Origin of the sequence: Eubacterium sulci ATCC 35585, assembly GCA_001189495.1 — a bacterium.
Lineage (GTDB): Bacteria > Bacillota > Clostridia > Peptostreptococcales > Anaerovoracaceae > Eubacterium_B > Eubacterium_B sulci.
Window position 1 is genome coordinate 906,549 of record CP012068.1, and the last position, 23,850, is coordinate 930,398.

Here is a 23,850-nt window from a genome sequence, read left to right on the forward strand (position 1 = left end):
TATCTGAATTTGTATCAGATGCATGGGGTATAACAATGAAATTAGGTATTGATATAGGTTCTACAACCGTCAAGCTTATACTAGCTGATAATGATGGTAGAATCTTGTATTCACGTTACGAAAGACATATGTCTGATGTAATGGATAAGCTTAAGGAGCTTATGCTTGATTTGTATAAGCAGTTTGGAGAAATCGACATTAAACCTGTAATTACAGGATCTGGAGGACTTGCTCTAGCTAATCTTTTAGGAATAAAGTTTGAGCAAGAGGTAATAGCATGTAGTAGAGCTGTCGAGGAGCTTATTCCTCAGACAGATGTAGCAATTGAGCTTGGCGGTGAGGATGCCAAGATTACATATTACGGCAAAACTGTTGAGCAACGTATGAACAGCTCTTGTGCTGGTGGTACAGGTGCATTTATAGATCAGATGGCTATTCTGTTGAATACAGATGCAAATGGTCTAAATGAGGCAGCAAAGAACTATAATATCATCTATCCGATTGCGGCTAGATGTGGAGTATTTGCTAAAACAGATATACAGCCTTTGATAAATGACGGTGCAGCTATAGGAGATCTTGCAGCATCGATATTTCAGGCTGTCGTAAATCAGACAATAAGCGGGCTAGCATGTGGTCGTACAATCAGGGGAAATGTAGCATTCTTGGGCGGGCCTCTATCATTTATGTCTGAGCTTCGTAAGAGATTTGTTGAAACTCTTGGTCTTGATGAGAGTCAGGTAATATTCCCTGATGACTCTAAGTTTTTTGTTGCTATAGGTGCTGAGATGCTAGCAGAAGAGGTGGAAGCTGTTTCACTTACAACACTGCTAAGAAAGATAGAAAAGCTTAATCCATCTTTGATGGCAGATAGCAAGCATATAGATGCTTTGTTCCATAGCCAGGAAGAATATGACGAATTCAAGGCTAGACACGATAAAGACAAGGTAAATCGCAAGGATATTAAGGAAGCAAGTGGACCAGTATTCCTTGGAATTGATGCAGGTTCTACTACGACTAAAGCTGCTTTGATAGATAATGAGGGTAATTTACTTTACTCATTTTATCAAGGTAACGGTGGTAATCCTACAGAGACAACAAGAAACATGCTTCTTGAGTTATATGATTTATTGCCTGAGACTGCATATATTGCTGGAACTACAACTACAGGATACGGTGAGCAGTTAATTAAGTTTGCCTTCCATGCTGACCATGGTGAGATTGAAACCATGGCTCATTTTCGTGCAACACAGCACTTCCTGCCAAATGTAGACTTCATCCTAGACATAGGTGGTCAGGATATGAAGTGCATGAAAATCAAGGATAATGCTATCTATAACATCATGCTTAATGAGGCATGTTCATCGGGTTGTGGCTCATTCCTAGAGACATATGCTAAGTCAGTAAATCTAGATACTAGACAGTTTGCCAAGGAGGCGCTATTTGCCAAAAATCCGGTTGATCTTGGTACTAGATGCACAGTTTTCATGAACTCCAAGGTTAAGCAGGCTCAGAAGGAGGGTGCAGGTATAGGAGATATATCTGCAGGTCTTTCATATTCAGTTATAAAGAATGCGCTTTATAAGGTTATAAAACTTAGAAATGCAAGTGAAGCTGGTGAAAACATCGTAGTTCAGGGTGGTACGTTCCTTAATGATGCAGTTCTCAGAAGCCTTGAGTTAATAATGGGCAAAAATGTTGTAAGACCTGATATTGCAGGACTTATGGGAGCATATGGATGCGCTTTGATATCACAAAGCAATTTCAAGGAAGGTGATGTATCAGCTATTATGAAGGCTGATGAACTCAGAAACTTCCACGTTGTTCATACCAACGGTAGATGTAATCGATGTGAAAACCGTTGTATTTTGACTATAAACAAGTTTGGTGATGGATCAAAGTTCATAACTGGTAACCGCTGCGAAAGAGGTGCGGGTATTGAAGTTACAAAGTCTGAGATTCCAGACCTTTACGAATACAAAACCCAGAGACTTTTCGGATATCTTCCTTTGAGCGAGGCTGAAGCAAGTAGAGGAACCATAGGTATTCCAAGAGTTCTCAATATGTACGAGGACTTCCCATTCTGGTTCACCTTGCTTACTGAGATGGGCTTTAGAGTTCTAGTATCACCTCAGTCTGGCAAAAAGCTATACGAGGATGGAATGGACACTATTTCATCAGATACAGCATGTTATCCAGCAAAGATAGTACATGGACATATCAAATGGCTTCTAAAGCATGATATTAAAACAGTTTTCTATCCTTGTATAAACTACGAGGTTAAGGAAGACAAAAACGCACCGTCAAACTATAACTGCCCAATAGTTGCAACCTATGCTGAAGTAATCGCAAACAACATGACTGAGCAGTTTGAGGAAGCAGGAGCAAAGCTAATGCATCCATTCCTTCCATATGATAATGACAAGAGACTGCTTAATGCCTTGGTTGAAACATTTAAGGAATACAATATCTCACGTTCTGAAATTAAGAATGCGCTTCGCCTTGCTAGACAGGAGCAAGAGCAGTTTAAGGAAGATGTTCGTGCAGAAGGACAAAGAGCAATAAATTATGCTAGAGAGCATGGTAAAAAGATAATTTGTCTTGCAGGAAGACCATATCATCTTGACCCTGAAATTAATCATGGAATAAATAGATTGATCACTGGCTTTGATTTCGTTGTAATCACGGAGGATTCTGTATCAGATCTTGGAGAATTACCAAGACCTCTGAGAGTTCTTGACCAGTGGGTTTACCATTCACGTCTATATAAGGCGGCTGATTTTGTTGGAAAGAACGATGATATCGAGCTTATCCAGCTTAATTCATTTGGATGTGGACTTGACGCAGTTACTACAGATCAGATAGAAGAAATCTGTAATAGCAACAACAAGATATACACAGTACTTAAGATTGATGAAGTATCAAATCTTGGTGCTATCAAAATTAGAATTAGATCACTTAAAGCGGCTATGGAAGAGCGTGAGAAGAACGGTGTTCGCTCAGATGCTAAGTTTGAGCCTTATGAGAGAGTTTTGTTCACCGAGGAAATGCGTGAGAACTACACAATTCTCGTACCTCAGATGTCACCAATTCACTTCACTTACTTCTCTGAAGCTATGAAGTCATGTGGTTACAATGTAGATCTTCTCCCAGCCGTTGACGAAAACGCTGTAAATGAAGGACTTAGATATATAAATAACGATGCTTGCTATCCAACCATTGTTACTTTAGGACAGATAATTTCTGCGCTTAAATCAGGTAAATATGACCTAAATAAGACTGCTGTATTCATGTCACAGACAGGTGGAGGATGCAGAGCAAGTAACTATGTATCGCTTCTTAGAAAGGCTTTGACTGACCTTGATATGCCACAGGTTCCGGTTGTATCATTCAATATGGTAGGCCTAGAGAAGAACCCGGGATTCAAGATTACATTTAACATGGGCTTCAAACTTCTATTAGGTGCAATCTATGGAGACCTTATGATGAGGCTTCTTTATGCAACAAGACCTTATGAAGCAAAGAAGGGAAGTACAGAGGCTTTACTAGAGAGCTGGCATGATAGAATAATTGATAATATACTCAACTTCAAAAAGAAGGACTATGAGGCTAATCTCAAAAAGATAGTAGAAGAATTCGATAATCTTGAGCGAGTTGATATCAAAAAACCAAAGGTTGGTGTTGTTGGTGAGATTCTTGTAAAATATCATCCTAACGCAAATAATGGAATCGTTGATATTATTGAGGACGAAGGTGGAGAAGCAGTTGTGCTTGATCTACTAGATTTCTTCCTATACGGCATGTACAGTAAGCAGTATAACCTAAAGTACCTATCTGGTAAGTTTACTGAGGCAAAGATAAATCAGCTTGCTATCAAAGTGATAGAGATGCTGAGAAAGCCTATGAGAAAAGCACTAAGAGAGAGTAAGCATTATACAGAGCCTGGCTATATCCATGAAACAGCTGAAGCTGCAACAAAGGTTATATCGCTTGGTAACCAGTGTGGTGAGGGATGGCTTTTGACTGGAGAGATGATAGAACTTATACATGGTGGAGCGCCTAATATTGTCTGCCTTCAGCCTTTTGCATGTCTACCTAACCATGTAACAGGTAAGGGTGTTATGAAATCACTTAGAGAGATGAATCCATATGCAAATATTGCGGCTATCGATTACGATCCAGGTGCAAGTGACGTTAATCAGCTAAATCGTATCAAGCTGATGATGACTACTGCTAGGAAGAATTTCAAAGACGCAAATTGAAATTAGCAATTAAATGGTGTATACTATTATCGCAGAAAATCATATAAATCAGAAGGAGGTGTCTCCATGGGAAGACACGGTACAATTGCCGGTAGAAAGGCTGCACAAGACTCTAAGAGAGCTGCACTTTTCACAAAGTATGCAAAGGCTATCACTGTTGCAGCAAAGGACGGCGGAGATCCAGAATATAACGCAGGACTAAGAGTAGCAATAGAAAAAGCTAAGGCTATCAGTATGCCTAATGACAACATTACTAGAGCTATCAAGAAGGGTACAGGAGAACTAGAAGGCGTATCTTACGAGGAACTTTCATTTGAGGGATACGGTGCTGGTGGAGTTGCTTTCATCGTAGACTGCTTGACAGACAACACAAACAGAACAACATCATTTGTTAAGTCTAGCTTTGATAAGCACGGTGGAAACGTAGGAACTCCGGGATGTGTTTCATACATGTTCTCGCGTAAGGGCGTTCTTTTAATCGAGAGAACAGACGAAATAAGCGAAGATGATATCATGGAAGCAGCACTTGAGGCTGGTGCAGATGACATTGTTTCTGATGAGGAATCCTTCACTGTATATACAGATCCATCAGTATATCCAGATGTTCATAAGGCTTTGACAGATGCAGGTTATACATTCATTGAGTCTGATGTAGAATTTGTACCATCAGTTGATTCAACCCCATCAGAAAACGACATTCCAAAGCTAAGAAAGCTAATCGATGTCCTTGAAGATAACGATGATATTCAGAAGGTGCACACAAACTGTGCAATCGATCTATACGAATAATTCCATATAGAATCTTTTGCATTTAACTTTATTTATAATATAAGTGAAATGCTAGTATGTTTATAGTATAATGGAGTTGCCTGAAGCTTGCGTTGAGTGTTCATAATTGAACCTACACTAATTGCAAGGGAATTTGAGCTCATTCGCTATGTCAAGCCTCCCTCGAGTGGAAGACAGAATGGATGATAGAATGCCCACCTATCTAATGATAGGGCGTCAATTATACCTTGACGGAGTTTCGGGCAATTTTAAGGAGATTATATATGAATTTACCTAATAAACTCACAGTTGCCAGAGTGATAGCAGTACCTTTCTTCATTTTGGCATTTATGACTAACCACTTTCTTATAGCATTTGTTATATTCATTTTAGCTTCTCTTACAGATATGCTAGATGGTAAGATTGCTCGTAAATATAATTTGGTTACAAACTTTGGAAAAATCATGGATCCACTAGCGGATAAGATTCTCGTTTATTCAGCATTTTGCTTGCTGATTACAACAGGTGCAGTTCCAGCGTGGATGCTGATTATAATTCTAGCAAGAGAATTTACAATAAGTGGTATGAGAATGGTTGCAGCAGCAGAAGGAATTGTAATAGCAGCAGGTCTTACAGGTAAGATTAAGACAGTTCTTCAGATGATAGCAGTTCCGCTTCTTCTACTAGTTGAGACCATTTCAAACGAAAAGCTATTAGGACCTTTTGAGCTACTTGCTAATATTTTCCTATGGGCTTCACTAATTATGACTGTATGGTCAGGAATAGAATATGTTCTCAAGAACAGAAAAGTATTCTCAATGTAATCTATATTATCTTGCAAAGATGATTTGAATTTTCGCCGGCAGCTTTGCCGGTTTTTTTTAGGAGTGAAATTATGCGTTGTTGTATTTTATCAGTCGGTACGGAGCTTTTATTTGGACACACAATAAACACAAATGCTGCCTATCTATCAAAGGAACTGAACCTTCTTGGTTTTGATGTTATGTACCATTTTGTTGTAGGTGATAATGATGGAAGGCTAAGCGAAACACTAAAATCTGCACTTGAAAAATGTGATCTTATAATTACAACTGGAGGCCTTGGGCCGACAGAGGATGATATCACAAAGGAGACAATTGCAGATGTCTTTGATGAAGAGCTTGTAATGCATGCAGAAAGCTTTGCAGCGCTCGAAAGGTATGCAAAAAAACGCGGTCGCAAGCTCACCGAAAATAACTACAAACAGGCAATGATGCCACAGCATGCAGTTGTTTTGGATAATGAGGCAGGAACAGCTCCAGCCTTTGCACTAGAAAAAGATGGTAAAATTGTCATAAGCCTGCCAGGACCGCCTAGAGAAGTGCATTATGTGTGGGAGCATGAGGCAAAACCATTTCTTCTATCAAAGCAAGATGAAAGCATAGTATATAGAATGATAAGGACCTTTGGAATTGGTGAATCACTTCTAGAAACCGAACTTCTTCCTCTGATAGATGTCCAAACTGATCCAACTATTGCAACCTATGCAAAGGAAGGCGAGTGCATGATAAGGGTTGCATCAAAGCGTAAGAATTTTGATGAGGCGAAGAATGCAGTTGATAAGGTTTGCAAGGAAATAGAAAATATAATAGGCGACTATATATATAGTTTTGATGGCGAAGAATTTTGCGATGCCATAGGTAATGCTCTAATAAATAGGAATATAAGCATTTCTGCATGCGAGTCATGCACTGGAGGTGCTTTTTCACAGATGCTTGTTAGCGTTGCGGGAATATCAAAGGTATTTGACAGAGGACTTGTCACATATTCTGAGATAGCAAAGCAAGACGAATTAGGTGTAAACAAGGAAAGCTTAGAAAAATACTCAGCAGAAAGTCCACAAGTCGCACTGGAAATGGCAAAGGGGCTAAGAGAAAAGACCGGAAGCAAGCTCTGTATTTCATCAACTGGTGTAGCAGGACCTGATGCATATCATGGCCTAGATGCTGGGACCATGTATATAGGAATAGTATTTGGAGACTATGAGCATGTACATGAGGTAAAGACCCATCGCAATGATAGAAACTGGAATAGAAACTTCTGCTGTCTAGAGATGTTTAACCAAATAAAAAAAGCGATCGATTATAAGGGGAAAATCTAGAAATCGTTGACATTGATAAGGGGAAAATGTAAAACTGTAAATATAAAAAATACAGTAAAACTTATGCTTGATTTTTGTTAACAGCTAATGTAGAATAAAAATAAGAACGAATGTTCATTTTGGAGGTAAGGATGGCAACGAAGAAATTTGCAGCTTCTAATCCCGATGATAGGGATAGAGCTTTAGAAGAAGCTCTGAAGCATATACATAAGAAATTTGGTGACGGGTCTATCATGAGACTCGGTGAGAACGCACAGAACAAGGATCTTTCAGTTATATCAACTGGATCAATTAGTCTAGATATAGCATCTGGAGTTGGTGGAGTACCAAGGGGAAGAATAATTGAGATATTTGGACCTGAATCCTCAGGTAAGACAACGCTGACGCTTCACATAGTAGCAGAAGCTCAGAAGCAGGGAGGAAGAGCAGCATTTATTGATGCAGAGCACGCTCTAGATCCTGTTTATGCTAAGAGCATAGGTGTAGATGTAGATTCACTATTAGTTTCACAGCCTGATACAGGAGAGCAGGGTCTTGAGATTTGCGATACACTTGCAAGAAGTGGAGCTTTGGATGTAATCGTTATCGACTCTGTAGCAGCGCTTGTACCAAGCTCTGAGATTGAGGGCGAGATGGGAGATTCACACGTAGGACTACAGGCGAGAATGATGTCACAGGCACTTCGTAAGCTAGCTGGTACTGTTAGCCGTTCCAAAACATGCGTTATATTCATCAACCAGCTTAGAGAGAAGATTGGCGTAATGTACGGAAGCCCAGAGACAACTACAGGTGGACGTGCTCTTAAGTTCTATTCAACTATGAGATTTGATGTAAGAAAGGGCGAGAGCATCAAGAAGGGTGACGATATCCTAGGTAACAGAACCAAGGTTAAGATTGTTAAGAACAAGGTTGCCCCACCATTCAAGCGCGCTGAATTTGACATAATGTTCGGTGAGGGTATTTCTAAGTCAGGAGATATCTTAGATAGTGCTGTTGAACAGAACATTATTGAGAAGGCTGGTTCATGGTATAGCTACAATGGTGAGAAGATTGGACAGGGTCGTGAGAATGTTAAGGTTTATCTCGATGAACATAGCGATATATCTCAGGAGATAGAGCAAAAGCTTCTCGTGGCATTGCAGTCAAACAACTCTGCTGAAGAGGTTCCAGGAGATGTAGCTGATTTTAGAGTCGATGAAGATGGAGTAATTTTAGAGGATTAATTTATAAATAATAATTTAAGCCGGTGCAATGCGCCGGTTTTCTCTATTTTCAAAGATTTTAATATGTAATTGTTGACATTATCATGCGTTGATGTTATTATTACATGGTTAGACCGCACGAAACGGGTTATAAAGCGTAAGCTACCTGTAATAGGCGAGACTGGATAGAGGAGGTAGAAAAACATGTACGCAATTATCGAAACAGGCGGAAAGCAGTACAGAGTTGCTGAAGGAGATGTCCTAACTGTTGAAAAGCTAGCAGTTGAAGACGGAGCTCAGGTTGAACTAGACAAAGTATTGCTTCTAAGCAAAGATGGTGATGTTCAGGTTGGCGCACCATACATCGAAGGCGCTAAGGTCTTTGGTGAAGTAGTTGAGAGTGGCAAGGGAAAGAAGGTTATTATCTTCAAGTACAAGGCTAAGAAGGACTACAGAAAGAAACAGGGTCACAGACAGCCATACACAATGATCAAGATTACATCATTGGATGGCAAGGCTCCAGCTAAGGTAGCTAAGGCTGCTGAAGCAAAAGAAGAAGTAAAAAACCTAGCATCGATGAAGAAGGATGAATTGATTGCATATGCAGAAGCTAAGGGCGTTGAGATCGACGCTAAGGCTACTAAGGCAGTTATCATCGAGAAAATCGAAGCTGCAACTAAGTAATAAAGTTTAACCGACGAGGAGGTGTCTTTACATGGCAAGTAAGAAAGGTGTAGGAAGCTCCAAGAATGGCCGCGAATCCGAATCGAAAAGACTTGGTGTCAAGATTGGTGACGGACAGTTTGTAAGCGCCGGCAGTATCCTAGTTAGACAGAGAGGTACTAAGTTCCACCCAGGTAACAATGTAGGTATCGGTGGAGATGACACTTTGTTTGCTAAGATTGATGGTAATGTAAAGTTCGAAAGATACGACAAAACCAGAAAACAGGTCAGTGTTTATTCAAGAGAAGCTTAACTATAGGGCCTCATAAGAGGCTCTTTTTTGTTAATTTAATTGATATGAGGTTAATATGCTTGTAGATAAAGCAAGAATAACAATAGTTTCAGGCAAGGGAGGAAACGGTGCCGTTTCTTTTAGAAGAGAACCCTTTGTTCCTGAAGGTGGTCCAGATGGTGGAGATGGTGGAAACGGAGGAAATGTAGTTTTCCTTGCTGATAGAAACCTTAGAACTTTGATGGACTTTAGATACAAGAAAAAATACGAAGCCGAGAATGGTCAAAACGGCATGAAGAAAAAGTGCTATGGCAAAAAAGGAGAAGATTTAGTTATAAAGGTTCCTGTTGGAACTATGGTTTTTGATGCTGAGTCTGGTCTTTTGATGCACGATCTTAAGGAGGATGGAGATTGCTTTGTTGCTGCTCAAGGCGGACGAGGCGGTAAGGGTAATATCCACTTCAAAAACTCAATAAGACAGGCACCAAACTTTGCTGAAGCAGGAGATAAGGCTAAGGAAAGAGATGTGATTCTTGAACTTAAGATGCTTGCTGACGTAGGTCTTGTTGGATTTCCTAATGTAGGAAAGTCAAGTCTTCTTGCTGTTGCTACTAATGCTAGACCTAAGATAGAAAACTATCACTTTACAACTATAGATCCTAATCTCGGTGTAGTAAGGCTATACGATACAGACTATGTAATGGCTGATATCGCTGGAATCATCGAGGGTGCTCATCAGGGGCTTGGACTAGGTTTTAAGTTCCTAAAACACATCGAGAGAACCAAAGTCCTGATTCATGTTGTCGATGTTTCAGGCTGTGAGGGCAGAAATCCTATAGATGACTTTGATAAGATAATGAAGGAGCTAGAATCATATAGCGATAAGATTACACAAAAGCCTATGCTTGTAGCTGCTAACAAGATAGATATGATAGATGAAGATGATGAGAATTACCTTAAGTTCAAGGCTTATGTAGAAGGCAAGGGCTATAGGGTGTTCCCTATTTCTGCACCTCTAAATCTTGGTGTTAAGGAACTGCTTTCAGCTGCTGCTGAGGAACTGGCAAAGGCAGAGCTAAATCCACCACCAGAAGAGGAATATGAGTACTTTGATTTTGAATCAGAAAAGCTTAGCGATGCTGATTATAGAAGAGTTGATGTTCGCTGTGAAAACGGACAGTACATTATGGAAGGTCAGCAGCTTCAGAAGATATTTGATTCAACAAACTTTAATGATATGGGTTCTCTGAGATATCTATATAAGTATATAGAGAAGAGCGGAGCACTTAAGAAACTTCGAAAGATGGGGCTTGAGGAAGGCGATATTGTAAAGATTGGCGACTTTGAGCTTGAATATTATGATGAATACGATGAGTAGTGAATCAAAAAAACAAAAGCGTCTCAGCGAAGAAGTCTGCAAGGAGCTTTATGCTAAATATGAAACTCCAGAGCGTGTAATTAAACACTGCAGAGCAGTTGGTGAGACAGGAGCAAGGATAGCAAGCGCTCTAAATAAAGCTGGCTATAATTTTGATGTGTCTTTAGTAAGAGCTGCAGGTCTTATCCACGATTTGATGAGAATATCTGATAATCATGGAGAGGCTGCAGCTGATTTACTTGAATCACTTGGTTATGTACAGGAAGCAAAGGCAGTGAGAAACCATATGAGGTATGAGTTTAACGCGCCTGAAAATATAATCGAGACTGATATTTTCTGCCTAGCTGATAGACTTGTCAAGGAAGATGAATATGTTGGAATTGATGAGCGTGTTGATTACCTTATAAATAAGCCAGGCAAAACAGCTGAGAGAACTAAAATCCTAATAGAAAAAAGGGAAGAGACCAAGATATTTATCAAGGCTTTAGAGATAAGAATGGGCGTAAAAATTGATAGCCTCTTCAGGAATGATGATAGCGCAAAGAAGATCGATAGACTTCTAAAGCGAGTAGAAAAACCGGCAAGATATATAGGATCGGAGAAGAATATTTGCAAGAAAAAACCTCAAAATAAGCTTAGGTTTGCTTTTGCTTTTCCAGATTTATATGAAATCGGCATGTCATATATGGGACTTCAGATTTTGTATAACATTTTAAATAAGGAAGATGAGATTTATTGTGAGAGGGTTTTTGCGCCTGCTCAGGATATGTCTGCTTTGATGCGTGAAGAAAAGCTAGATTTATTCACTCTTGAGACAAAGACAAGTGTAAGAGATATGGATGTTCTAGGCTTTACGCTTCAGTACGAGATGTCATACACGAACATACTCGATATGTTAAGTCTTGCAGGGATTACATTTAAATCAAAGGATAGGGCAGAAGATGAACCGCTCATTATTGCAGGAGGTCCATGTGCATATAATCCTGAACCGCTAAGTGATTTTGTCGATGTATTTTTGATTGGTGATGGAGAGGAGCTTTTGCCTTACTTCCTAAAGGAATACAAGAAATCCCTAGAGAAGGGCGTAAGCAAGAGAGAATTTCTAAAATCAATAGTTAAAACAGATGGAGTTTACATTCCATCATTTTATGATGTTGTTTATAACAAGGACAATACAGTCAAAGAGTATGTCCCTTTGATAGAAGATGCCCCAAAGCGCGTTAAGAGAGCTTTGATAAGTGAAATCGAAGACATTCCATTCCCAGAAAGACCCATGGTTCCGTTTATCGATACAGTACACGATAGAGCTGTTGTTGAAACGTTTAGAGGCTGTACTAGAGGATGCAGATTCTGCCAGGCTGGCATGATTTATAGGCCTATCAGAGAAAGATCAAAAGAAACTATAGAACGTATCGTAGAAAGACAGCTAGAGACAACTGGACATGATGAACTTTCGCTTCTATCGCTTTCTACAAGTGATTACTCTGATTTTGAGGCATTAGCTACATCAGTAATGGATAAGTGTGCAGATAGAAATGTTGCACTTTCACTTCCATCACTAAGACTTGATAGCTTCTCGTTTAACGTGCTTCAGGAAATACAGAAATACAGAAAATCAGGTCTAACCTTTGCACCAGAAGCTGGAACGCAAAGGCTCAGAGATGTAATAAACAAAGGTATTACTGAGGAAGATATTTTCTCAGCAGTGCGTCAGGCCATAGAGCTTGGTTGGAACAATATCAAGCTTTACTTTATGATAGGTCATCCGACGGAGACTGATGAGGATCTAGAGGGTATTGCAAATATAGCAAAGAAAATTTTACAGATAAAGAAGGAAGTTGGCAGAGGTGGTAGATTCAACGTTACTGTCAGCGTTTCTAACTTTGTTCCAAAGGCATTTACTCCTTTTCAGTGGATGGGACAAAATAGCCTAGAAGAATTCAGGCGTAAGCATGACTTCCTTAGAGGACTTCTATATGTCAAAGGCATAACATTTAACTACCATGACGATTTTACTAGCGTGCTAGAGGCTGCATTTGCTCGCGGAGATAGGAGAACAGGCAAGCTTCTTCTAAAGGCATATGAGGAAGGCTGCGTTCGCGATAGCTGGTCTGAGTGTTTTAATGAACAAAAATGGAGGACTGCAATTGAAAAGAGCGGTCTTGACATCGAGTTCTACACTCAAAGAGAAAGAGACATCGACGAAGTCTTGCCATGGTACATCATCGATAGTTCTGTAAGCGACGAATATCTAAAGCTAGAATGGAAGCGTGCTAATGTTGCTCAAATTACACCAGACTGCAGAAATGGCTGTACAGGCTGTGGAATCAACAAAAGAACAGTTTGTAAGTTAGGTGGTATCTATGAATAGATTTGTTTTAGAATTCAGCAAGCAGGGATACATCAAATATATCTCACATCTTGATATGCTGAGGCTTTTTAAGCGTACTTTCAAAAGAGCAGGAATTCCGCTAGACTATTCCAAGGGCTTTAATCCACATCCTAGAATGAGCTTTGCTCAGCCACTTTCACTAGGATATACATCAAAGCAGGAGCTGATAGAGTTCTTCACATATGAGGAAACAACTCAGGATGATATTTTGCTAAAGTTAAACGAGCAGTTCCCTGAAGGAATTAGTATCTTGGCATGTGGTTATATTGATGGAACACAAGGTTCGCTTGCTGCAGCCGTAAGTTCAGCAGTTTATAGCGTTTTCTTACCTGATACACTAGAAAAGTCGCTTGACGAGATAAAAGATGATGTAAAATCATATATTGCTAGAGAATCCATCATAGCACTAAAGCGAATGAAGAAGACAAAGAAGCTAGGCGAGGTTGATATTAGATCAAAAATCCGTAAAATAGATGCTGAAGAAGTAAACGGAAATATAGTTTTAAAGCTTGATCTTGACTGCGGAAGTGCATCAAATCTCAGTCCAGAACTCGTTATCACCACATTCATAGAGCATAGCGGACTTGATATCCAAAGATATGATATAGAAGTGAGCAGGGATTTTTTGAGATTTGACTCTTGTATTCCCCAAACAATGGGTTTAGACTTGATATACGAAAATTAAGTTTAAACGGAGGGAAATTTTGCAAAGAGGAAAATTTGTGCCAAACAATATAGAATGCTATGTGCAGTCAGCTAAAGCTTTTGTTAAAAGAAATAATAAATATGTCCAAATAGCGGTTACGATTATTGCAATCATAGCCGCTTTGCTGTTTTTTGTGATGAATGGGGAAAAATCCCCTAAGGTAGATAATGATAAAGCACCGTCTATAAGTAGCCTAAAGGAATCACAAAGTAAAAAAACAAGTATTACTAATAAATCTTCTAAATCAAAGATTTCATCTAAGGACAAATCACAAAATAAGCTAGGTAAAGATTCTGAAGCTGGTGAGATTCTAATTGTAGATATAAGTGGTGAAATAAATAAACCAGGTGTATATAAGATTAGACCAGGAACTAGGATTTATGAACTCATAGAGCAGGCGGGTGGTCTTAGTGAAAATGCAAATACTGATGTGATTAACAGAGCATCTATGGTTTCTGATGGGCAAAAGATTGTAATTCCAAGCAAAATCACGGGAGGACAAGGCTCTCAGGCCACAGATAATACTGATATCTCAAGTAATGTAAGTGGATTAGTAAATATAAATCAAGCTGACCAAAATCAATTAGAGAGCATAGCAGGAATAGGTCCATCTATGGCAAAACGTATAATAGAATATCGCAGTTCAAATGGCTATTTTGGTTCAATCGATGAACTTATGAATGTAAAAGGCATAGGCACTAAAAAATTTGATAAAATTAAAGCTTATGTGACTATATAATCTTGATTGAATCGTTGTGCTTTGCTATAATATTAGAGTTGAATATTAGGAGAATTACAATGATTACAGAAGATGAAATTAAACGCATTAATGAGCTAGCCCAAAAATCAAAAACTGATGAAGGACTCAGCGAAGATGAAAAAAAAGAACAACATAAGCTAAGACGCAAGTATATCGATTCATTTAAGAATAACCTACGTTCACATCTGGATATGATTAAACCAGATGCTAAGAATAATAAGGAATCCTAATGTCGATTATCATATTTTAATTAGATTGTATGCTGTTTAAAATTCAAAAGATATAGGTATAAATAAATCGTAAATGATAATGATAAAACAGACAGAAGGAGCTGAAATATATGAGACAGGTATATCTTGATAATTCCGCAACTACTCCTATTAAGGGAGATGTTCTTAAGGAAATGCTACCATTCCTTACAGAGCACTTCGGAAATGCATCTAGCTTATATACACCAGGCCTAGTAGCAAGACGTGCACTAGATGAGGCTAGAGAAAAGGTAGCAGCATTGATAAATGCAAAGGCTAATGAGGTTTACTTTACAGGATGCGGTTCTGAGTCCGATAACTGGGTGCTTAAGGGCGTAGCAAGTTCACTTAAGAATAAGGGAAACCATATAATCACAACAGTTACTGAGCATCCAGCTATGCTTCGTACATGTGAGTATTTAGAGAAGAACGGATATGAAGTAACATATCTAGGCATAGATGATCAGGGAAGACTTAATCCAGCAGAGCTTGAGGCAGCTATTAAGGATACAACTATCCTGGTTAGCATAATGATGGTTAACAATGAGATTGGAACTATTCATCCTATTAAGGAGCTTGCAGCTATTGCAAAGAAGCATGGCGTTTTGTTCCATACAGATGCAGTTCAGGCATTAGGAAATGTTCCTATCGATGTTAAAGATCTTGGTGTTGACTTCCTATCGATGTCAGCACACAAAATATATGGACCTAAGGGCGTTGGCGGACTTTATATCAGACGTGGCGCTAAGCTAGGCACTTTGATTTTCGGAGGCGGACAGGAAAGTGGCAAGAGAGCAGGAACAGAGAATGTAGCTGGCATAGTTGGCTTCGGTAAGGCTGCTGAGCTTGCGTTGAATAGTCTTGATGAGCATATCAAGCATAGCACAGAGATAAGAAATTATCTTGCAGAGAAGCTAACAGCTGAGATTCCAGATGTTATCATCAATGGTTCAATGGATAACAGACATCCAGGAAACCTAAATGTGACATTTAAGTACATCGAGGGAGAATCAATCCTAATCCAGCTTGATGCTTGTGGAATTTGCATTTCAACTGGATCTGCATGTTCATCAAAATCACTAAAGCCTTCACATGTTCTTTCAGCTTTGGGCGTACCAGTAGAGCTGATACACGGAACAGTAAGGTTTTCAGTAGGAGATTTCACCACTAAGGAAGATATAGATTACACTGTAGAATGCACTAAGAAAGTAGTTGCATGGCTAAGAGATTTATCACCTCTAAGCCCTAAGAAAGGAGAATAGTTATGGCACTATATAACGATACAGTTATGAATAACTTTATGAATCCACAGAATGTTGGAGAAATAGAAAATCCATCAGGAACAGGTATTTACGGAAGCCCTGTATGTGGAGATATGATGCAGATGCAGATTAAGGTTGATGAGAACGATGTAATTACAGATTGCAAGTTCAAGACCTTTGGATGCGGAAGCGCTATCGCTTCATCAAGCATGGCTACACAGATGATTATTGGTAAGACAGTAGAAGAAGCTCTTAAGATTACAAACAAGGATGTAGTTGATGAGCTAGGCGGTCTTCCAGCAGTTAAGGTTCACTGTTCTGTTCTTGCTGACCATGCTATTAAGTCAGCTATCTATGATTATGCACAGAAGAATAATAAGACATACGCTGGACTAGAGGGATTTGATCCTAATGCTGATGAAGATGAGCACGATCACGAGATCGAAGAAGAATAAAATTTTAGTATAATTTAGCGGCAGTGCAGGTGCACTGCCGTGATTTTGTATGGGTAGGAAAATGGAAATTCAAGTTGATATTCTAAATGAATATAAAAGATGGATTGACTGCGCAAGCGATGAAGAGATAAAGCAAGAACTCGCTTTGATGAAGGATAATTTCGAAGAAATTAATGAAAGCTTTTACAAGGAACTTGATTTTGGAACATCTGGAATGCGTGGCATTTTAGGTGCTGGAACAAATCGTTTAAACACCTATGTTTTGCGTAGAAGCAATCTTGCTTTAGCTAGCCATATCAATAAAAATTGTGCTAGTAAGTCAGTTGTCATTTCCTATGATAGCCGAAAAAATTCATCTAGATTTGCACGTGAGACAGCTGATTTGATGTCAGCAATGGGAATAAAGGCATACTTATTTAGTGAATTAACGCCCGTTCCTGTACTTGTATATGCGATTACTAAGCTTTCATGTGACTATGGAATTATGATTACGGCGAGTCATAATCCAGCAGTTTACAATGGTTATAAGGTTTACGGAAAGCATGGATATCAGATAATTGGAAGCGAGCTTGACTCTATTCTAAAGGAGCAGGAGCGCTTTGATTACTTTGATGAAGTAGATGTAGATGATTCAAACATAACCATGCTTGATGATGAGATTAAAAACGATTTTTTATCAAAGGTTAATTCACTTGAACCTAAAGGAATAAGCAAGGATGCTAAATCGAATCTTCATATAGTCTATACTCCGTTAAATGGAGCAGGACTTAAATATGTAAGCAAGGTACTTTCTGATAGTGGTTTTGATAATATAAGCATTGTTAAATCGCAGGAAAAACCGGATTCTAACTTTCCTACTTGCAAATCTCCAAATCCTGAGAAGATGAGCGCATATACAGAGGCTTTTGAGACTTTAGATGAGTGCAAGGCGGACATAATTATTGCAACAGATCCTGATTGCGATAGAATTGGATGCGCGCTTGTAAGCGATGGAATGAAGGTTAATCTAACTGGTAATCAAATAGGAATTTTACTCTTTGATTTCCTCTGCAGATTCAAGGAAAAACATGCAGATTCAATTTGTATAAGAAGCATAGTATCTTCACCTTTAATAGATAAAATTGCTGACGAAAATGGTATAGAGGTTGTGCATACTCTAACTGGATTCAAATATATCGGTGAGATTATTGCAGGACTAAGAGAAGATGGTGTAGAGAGCAAGTATTTCTTCGGTTACGAGGAGAGTAACGGATTTCTTGTATCGCCATTTATATGTGATAAGGATGGAGTAAGTACAGCTTTACTTATCGCTTGCATGGCTGCTCAGTACAAGGCTGAGGGCATTGATCTATTTGAAAGGCTAAATCAGATAAATACTGTCTATGGAAGGCTAATAGAGCGTATAGAAAACTTTGTTTTTGAGGGCATAGAAGGTGAAAAGCAGATTGCAAGAATAATGGACTATTTTAGAACAAATGAGCTTTCTGAGATAGCTAGTTTTGAGGAGCGTATAGATTTCTTGAAGGATGAGACTGGAATGCCTAAGGCTGATGTTTTGCTTATGAGAACTGAATCTAAGAGCACTTTCATTGTTAGACCTTCTGGCACAGAACCTAAGATTAAGCTGTATATGTATCTAGAGCCTAAGGATCTAAAAATAGCTAAGAAATTTGAAAGGCTCATAAATAGTTTTACAGTGTACTAAGATGTAAAAAAGTGATATACTTTAAGGATAGATTTGATAGGAGGAATGAACCTTGCAGAAAAAAGGACTCAACGAGATAAGAAAATCTTTTAGGGATTTTTATGTTAGTAAGGGACACTATGCAGCAAAGAGCGCTTCATTAGTTCCCCAAAACGATAAATCATTGCTTATTATAAACTCAGGTATGGCACCTCTGAAGAGATACTTTGCAGGACTTGATACACCACCGGCTAAGAGAATGACTACATGTCAGAAGTGTATTAGAACAGGTGATATTGAAAATGTTGGTATCACATCAAGACATGGTACATTTTTTGAGATGCTAGGTAACTTCTCCTTTGGTGACTATTTCAAGGAGCAGTCTCTAACATGGGGATGGGAATTCATAACAAAAGTTCTGGAACTCCCAACTGATAAAATCTGGGCAACTGTATATGAAGATGATACAGAAGCTGAGAAAATCTGGGAAAAGCTTGGAATGCCTGCTGAGAGAATAGTAAGACTAGGCAAGGAAGATAACTTCTGGGAAATCGGTCTTGGTCCATGCGGTCCATGTTCAGAAATCTATTTTGATAGAGGTGAAGAATATGGATGCGATAGAGAAGATTGTAAGCCGGGTTGTGAATGCGATAGATATGTTGAGTTTTGGAACCATGTGTTCACACAGTTCTCTAAGGAAGAGGATGGTAGCTACAGCAATCTTGAGCATCCAAACATCGATACAGGAATGGGTCTTGAGAGAATTGCATGTATTATGCAGGGTGTTACATCCATATTTGATATAGATACTATTCAGTATATCCTTCAGGGAGTTCTTGAGCTTTCAGGAATCAAATACGAGGAAGCTGGTACTGAGAAAACAGACATATCAGTTAGAATTATTACTGATCACCTCCGCTCGATGGTATTTATGATTGCTGATGGTATCATTCCATCCAATGAAGGACGCGGTTACGTTCTAAGAAGAATCATAAGAAGAGCTGCAAGACACGGTAATCTAATCGGTATTAACGGTAGATTCCTTTCGGATATGGCTGACAGAGTTATCGCTGTATCGGGTGAAGCTTATCCTGAACTAGTTGAGAAGCAGCAGTTCATTAAGAAGATTATAGCTGTTGAAGAAGAGAAGTTCGCTTCTACAATTCAGCAGGGTATAGATATTATTCAAGGCTATGTCGATGAGATGAAGCAGGAGGGTAAGACTGTACTTGACGGAGAGAAGATGTTTAAGCTCTATGACACGTACGGATTTCCACCAGAACTTACAGAAGAAATACTCTTAGAGAATGATTTCACAGCTGACAAAGATGGCTTCAAGGCTAATATGGAAAAGCAGAAGGAACAGGCAAGAGCTGGCCGTAAGTCTGAAGATGAAGAAGGCTGGAAGGAAGCTGTTACAGCAGTAGATGTTCCTGAGACAAAGTTTGTTGGATATCATACTTTGACTAGTGAATCTAAGGTTTTAGCTATACTTAAGTCAGGTGATATGGCTGATTTTGCTGATCAGGGTGAAACCGTTAGAATTTACCTCGACCAGACACCATTCTACGCTGAAGGCGGTGGACAGATTTACGATACTGGTGTGATTGAAGCAGATGGTTTTAAGGCTAGTGTTAAATCTGTTAGTAAGCAGAACGGAGCATTTTGCCATGAGGTGGAGATTCTTAATGGTAAGATCTCAGTAGGCGATAACGTATCATGCTTTGTTGATAGAGTGAGAAGGAACATGGTTGCAAGAAACCATACGGCAACTCACTTGCTACATAAGGCACTTCGTATGGTTGTCGGAGAGCACATTCAGCAGGCAGGTTCATTTGTAAATGAGAACAGTCTAAGATTTGACTTCACCCACTTTGAGGGCCTAACAAAGGAACAGCTCAAGGAAGTCGAGGCAATAGTAAACGAAGAAATCAATAGATTTGAAGATGTTGAAACACTAGAGACTGATATAGAGACAGCTAAGAGCAAGGGCGCTATGGCACTCTTTGGTGAAAAGTATGGTGATACAGTTCGCATGGTAAGCTGTGGTAATTTCAGCGTTGAGCTTTGTGGAGGCACACACGTACATAACACTGGAGAAATCGGATGCCTTAAGCTTCTATCTGAGTCAGGTGTTGCATCAGGCGTTAGAAGAATAGAGGCTGTAAGTGCCTATGCAGTGTATGATATTGCAAATAAGCAGGCTGAGGTTATAGAGGACTGCTCGGCTGAACTAAAGTGCAATAAGGATCAGCTAAAGAACAAGATAGTTTCATTATCTGAGGAGCTAAAGAATCTAAGGCATGAGCTTGCCGAGTTTAAAAAGGCACAGCTCGGAAATGCAGCAACATCACTTCTTGCAGAAGCAAAGGATGTAAATGGAATCAAAGTGATCACAAAAAAATTCGATTCTATGGATGCAGGAGAGCTTAGAACTCTAGCAGATGACATAAAGAAGGAATCAAATAATGTGGCTATGATATTTGCTGCAGTAGATGGCGAAAAGGCAGCGCTTTTAGTTTCACTTAGCGATGACCTTGTAGAGGCTGGATTCCATGCTGGTAAGATAGTTAAGGAAGTGGCAGCTGCTTGTGGCGGTGGTGGCGGCGGTAAAGCTAATATGGCTCAGGCTGGAGCAAAGGATATATCAAAGCTTGACGAAGCTTTCGTGCTTGCAGAAAATTTATTCAAGTAGTATAATAAATATAACGATATTGGAGTATAGGAGGGCACACGATGGAAAGAAAGACTATAATGTTTGATACAAATAAGGCACAGGAAAAAACTACCAAGGAAGTTTTGAAAGATGTCTATGAAGCATTAGAAGAAAGAGGATATAATGGAATCGACCAGATGGTTGGTTACATTCTTTCGGGTGATCCTTCATATATAACAAGCTACAACAATGCTCGTATGATGATAAGCCGTATCGATAGAGACGATTTGGTTGAAGAAATCCTAAAAGAGTATCTAAACAAATAATAATGTTTCGGCGGGTTTTGTCCCGCCGTATTTTTTTGACATAAGAGTTAGGAGAAAAGAATGAGAAGAAAAATTGCGCTCGATGTAGGTGATAAGACAATTGGAGTAGCTTTAAGCGACGAGCTAGGAATCACAGGCCAGGGACTTATGACAATAGAAAGAATAGGAATAAAGAAAGATACAGGAAAAGTTGTTGAACTAATAAAGGAATATGACTGTGACACTGTAGTAATTGGACTTCCTCTGAATTTAAATGGAACTGATAGCATCCAGACCGAGAAAGTTAGAGAGTTTCGAACAAAGTTAGAGAATAAGATGAGAAGCAGCGCTCTTGCAGATGTTGAAATCGTATGGCAGGATGAGAGATTTACAACAAAACTTGCAGAGAATGTTTTGATAGCAGGAAATGTAAGAAGAGAAGATAGAAAGAAATATGTGGATAAACAAGCTGCCGTTATCATCATGCAGAGCTATCTAGATAGTAAAGGAAGCATGCTCTAGCTTTGATAATCATATCAAAAACGAATACAATATAGTTTTATTGATATTAATGTTCGTGTATTTAGGGTTTTAAGGCCTAAAACTTCAAAAAAACTAAGAAAAAACTTCATATTATCTGAACGAATCTTGAAGCCTCTTTTTTAATGTGCTAAATTTTTATTATAAAGATGAATTTGATATTTTATGCATGAGGTGGTTTAAATGAAAAAAGTAGCAGTAATCATGGGCTCTGACAGCGATTTGCCAGTAGTCGAATCAGCAATTTCAACACTTAACGAGTTCAATGTACCTTTTGAGGTTCACGTTTGGTCAGCACACAGAACACCTGAGGTAGTTCACGATTTTACAAAGAATGCAATCGATAACAATTTTGGAGTAGTTATCGCTGCTGCAGGAAAGGCAGCTCATCTAGCAGGAGCTATTGCCGCAAATACTACGCTTCCTGTAATCGGAATTCCTGTAAAATCAGGTACTTTAGACGGAATAGATGCTCTATTTTCTACAGTACAGATGCCTAGTGGAATACCGGTTGCAACAGTTGCAATTGATGGTTCAAAGAACGCCGCTTTGCTAGCAATAGAAATCCTTGCCCTTAGCGATGATAATCTAAGCAAAATGCTCATCCAAAAGAGAGAAGAGGATAAGGAAAAGGTACTTAAGAAAAATGCTGCAATAGAAGCCAAATTCGGAGGAAGATAAATGAGTGGATTAAGGGAAGAATGCGGGGTTTTCGGTGTATATTCGCCAGAAAAAAGTGACCTTGCAAAGACCACATATTACGGACTTTTTGCCCTTCAACACAGAGGACAGGAAAACTGCGGAATTGTAGTTAATGACGACGGTGTTCTTAAGACATATAAGGATACCGGTCTTGTAAACGATGTCTTTACTCAAAGTATCCTAGAGGACCTAGGCGAAGGAAACATGGCAGTTGGACATGTACGCTATGGTACTACAGGAGGAAATGAGAGACTTAACTCTCAGCCTATAGTTATAAATCATCACAAGGGCTGTATGGCTCTTGCTCACAACGGAAACCTTGTAAATTCTTTTGAGCTACGTAAAGCTCTTGAGACACAGGGTTCTATTTTCCACACTACAACAGATACAGAAGTAATTGCATATCTAATAACCAAGGAGAGAATCGCTTGCGATTCCATAGAAACTGCGATAGATAGAACTATGGATAAGCTAGAGGGAGCCTACTCCTTAATTGTCATGTCTGCGGGCAAGCTAATTGCTGTTCGTGACCCATTTGGATTCAGACCTCTTTGTTACGGACAGAGAAGCGATGGTTCATATGTAGTTGCTTCAGAAACATGTGCGCTAAATACTGTAAACGCTGAGTATATCAGGGATATAGAGCCAGGTGAAATCCTAGTATTTGATAAGGATGGAATAAGATCCATCAAAGATCACTGCAACAAAGAACCCCATAAAATATGCATTTTTGAATACATATACTTTGCAAGACCAGATTCAGTAATCGAAGGTGTTAGCGTTCACGAAGCTCGTAAGCGTGCAGGAGCATGTCTTGCGATGGAACATCCAGTTCAGGCAGATGTTGTAATAGGTGTTCCCGATTCAGGATTAGATGCTGCTATTGGATATGCACAGCAGTCTGGAATTCCATATGGAATAGGATTTATCAAAAACAAATATATAGGAAGAACCTTTATTGCTCCTGGTCAAAAGAACCGAGAGGATAAGGTTAGAATAAAGCTAAATGTAGTAAAGGATACAGTTGATGGCAAGAGAGTTGTTCTAGTTGATGACTCTATTGTTAGAGGAACTACAATAGCTAGAATCATAGGACTTCTTCGTGAAGCAGGAGCAAAGGAAATTCATGTTAGATCCTCTGCACCTCCATTCACAGATCCATGCTACTACGGAACAGATGTAAGTTCAAAGGAAAACCTGATAGCATGTCAGCACAGTTTAGATGAGATTGCATCAGTAGTTGGTGCTGATAGCGTTGGATATCTTGATGTTAATCACCTTAATATGCTGATAGGAAGTCAGAAAAATACTGGTTATTGCTATAGCTGTTTCACGGGAGATTATCCAACAAAAACTCCAGATGGAGATGAAAAGTTTATATTTGAAAAGCATATAAGCGATAATGAAGAACATATTTAGGGTCAAACAATAGGAGTGT

The 23,850-nt window shown here is 39.1% G+C and carries 19 protein-coding genes and 1 pseudogene; all 20 read left to right on the plus strand.

Going from position 1 to position 23,850, the window contains the following annotated elements:
- Positions 1 to 35 precede the first annotated feature (35 nt).
- Positions 36 to 4,259, plus strand: a complete 4,224-nt coding sequence (locus ADJ67_04235; GenBank protein AKT46933.1) for a 2-hydroxyglutaryl-CoA dehydratase — start codon at positions 36 to 38, stop codon at positions 4,257 to 4,259.
- Positions 4,260 to 4,325: 66 nt separating this feature from the next.
- Positions 4,326 to 5,048, plus strand: coding sequence for a transcriptional regulator (locus ADJ67_04240; protein AKT46934.1), 723 nt, complete (start codon positions 4,326 to 4,328; stop codon positions 5,046 to 5,048).
- A gap of 263 nt (positions 5,049 to 5,311) precedes the next feature.
- The gene (locus ADJ67_04245) at positions 5,312 to 5,851 is read left to right on the plus strand and encodes a CDP-diacylglycerol--glycerol-3-phosphate 3-phosphatidyltransferase (protein AKT46935.1); all 540 of its coding nucleotides are present in this window, start codon (positions 5,312 to 5,314) and stop codon (positions 5,849 to 5,851) included.
- Between the two features lie 71 nt (positions 5,852 to 5,922).
- A complete protein-coding gene (locus tag ADJ67_04250; protein ID AKT46936.1) occupies positions 5,923 to 7,167 on the plus strand; it encodes a hypothetical protein in 1,245 nt (414 codons plus the stop codon).
- 131 nt (positions 7,168 to 7,298) lie between these two features.
- Positions 7,299 to 8,390, plus strand: a complete 1,092-nt coding sequence (locus ADJ67_04255) for a recombinase RecA (protein ID AKT46937.1) — start codon at positions 7,299 to 7,301, stop codon at positions 8,388 to 8,390.
- A 183-nt stretch (positions 8,391 to 8,573) separates the two neighbouring features.
- Complete coding sequence (locus ADJ67_04260; protein AKT46938.1) at positions 8,574 to 9,053, plus strand: diaminopimelate epimerase; 480 nt, start codon at positions 8,574 to 8,576, stop codon at positions 9,051 to 9,053.
- A 31-nt stretch (positions 9,054 to 9,084) separates the two neighbouring features.
- Positions 9,085 to 9,345 carry a 50S ribosomal protein L27 gene (locus ADJ67_04265; protein AKT46939.1) on the plus strand — a complete coding sequence of 87 codons (261 nt, stop codon included), beginning with the start codon at positions 9,085 to 9,087 and terminating at the stop codon, positions 9,343 to 9,345.
- Between the two features lie 55 nt (positions 9,346 to 9,400).
- On the plus strand, positions 9,401 to 10,702 hold the full coding sequence (locus tag ADJ67_04270) for a GTPase (GenBank protein AKT46940.1): 1,302 nt from the start codon (positions 9,401 to 9,403) through the stop codon (positions 10,700 to 10,702).
- Positions 10,703 to 11,198: 496 nt separating this feature from the next.
- The gene (locus ADJ67_04275) at positions 11,199 to 13,073 is read left to right on the plus strand and encodes a Fe-S oxidoreductase (GenBank protein ID AKT47671.1); all 1,875 of its coding nucleotides are present in this window, start codon (positions 11,199 to 11,201) and stop codon (positions 13,071 to 13,073) included.
- Positions 13,066 to 13,779 carry a hypothetical protein gene (locus tag ADJ67_04280; GenBank protein AKT46941.1) on the plus strand — a complete coding sequence of 238 codons (714 nt, stop codon included), beginning with the start codon at positions 13,066 to 13,068 and terminating at the stop codon, positions 13,777 to 13,779. The genes ADJ67_04275 and ADJ67_04280 overlap by 8 nt, the downstream gene beginning before the upstream one ends.
- 310 nt (positions 13,780 to 14,089) lie before the next feature.
- Positions 14,090 to 14,539, plus strand: a pseudogene (locus ADJ67_04285) (hypothetical protein).
- 59 nt (positions 14,540 to 14,598) lie between these two features.
- Entirely contained in the window at positions 14,599 to 14,790 is a 192-nt protein-coding gene (locus ADJ67_04290) for a hypothetical protein (protein AKT46942.1), read from the plus strand.
- Between the two features lie 110 nt (positions 14,791 to 14,900).
- Positions 14,901 to 16,070 (plus strand): cysteine desulfurase, encoded by a 1,170-nt coding sequence (locus ADJ67_04295; GenBank protein AKT46943.1) that lies wholly within the window; start codon positions 14,901 to 14,903, stop codon positions 16,068 to 16,070.
- 2 nt (positions 16,071 to 16,072) lie between these two features.
- Positions 16,073 to 16,525 carry a nitrogen fixation protein NifU gene (locus ADJ67_04300; protein AKT46944.1) on the plus strand — a complete coding sequence of 151 codons (453 nt, stop codon included), beginning with the start codon at positions 16,073 to 16,075 and terminating at the stop codon, positions 16,523 to 16,525.
- A 61-nt stretch (positions 16,526 to 16,586) separates the two neighbouring features.
- Positions 16,587 to 18,230 carry a hypothetical protein gene (locus tag ADJ67_04305; protein AKT46945.1) on the plus strand — a complete coding sequence of 548 codons (1,644 nt, stop codon included), beginning with the start codon at positions 16,587 to 16,589 and terminating at the stop codon, positions 18,228 to 18,230.
- A gap of 52 nt (positions 18,231 to 18,282) precedes the next feature.
- The gene (locus tag ADJ67_04310; GenBank protein AKT46946.1) at positions 18,283 to 20,904 is read left to right on the plus strand and encodes an alanyl-tRNA synthetase; all 2,622 of its coding nucleotides are present in this window, start codon (positions 18,283 to 18,285) and stop codon (positions 20,902 to 20,904) included.
- Positions 20,905 to 20,945: 41 nt separating this feature from the next.
- Positions 20,946 to 21,191 (plus strand): hypothetical protein, encoded by a 246-nt coding sequence (locus tag ADJ67_04315; GenBank protein ID AKT46947.1) that lies wholly within the window; start codon positions 20,946 to 20,948, stop codon positions 21,189 to 21,191.
- 60 nt (positions 21,192 to 21,251) lie between these two features.
- Positions 21,252 to 21,692, plus strand: a complete 441-nt coding sequence (locus tag ADJ67_04320) for a Holliday junction resolvase (GenBank protein AKT46948.1) — start codon at positions 21,252 to 21,254, stop codon at positions 21,690 to 21,692.
- 201 nt (positions 21,693 to 21,893) lie between these two features.
- The gene (locus ADJ67_04325; protein AKT46949.1) at positions 21,894 to 22,391 is read left to right on the plus strand and encodes a N5-carboxyaminoimidazole ribonucleotide mutase; all 498 of its coding nucleotides are present in this window, start codon (positions 21,894 to 21,896) and stop codon (positions 22,389 to 22,391) included.
- Positions 22,392 to 23,831 carry an amidophosphoribosyltransferase gene (locus ADJ67_04330; protein ID AKT46950.1) on the plus strand — a complete coding sequence of 480 codons (1,440 nt, stop codon included), beginning with the start codon at positions 22,392 to 22,394 and terminating at the stop codon, positions 23,829 to 23,831.
- The last annotated feature ends 19 nt before the right edge of the window (positions 23,832 to 23,850 follow it).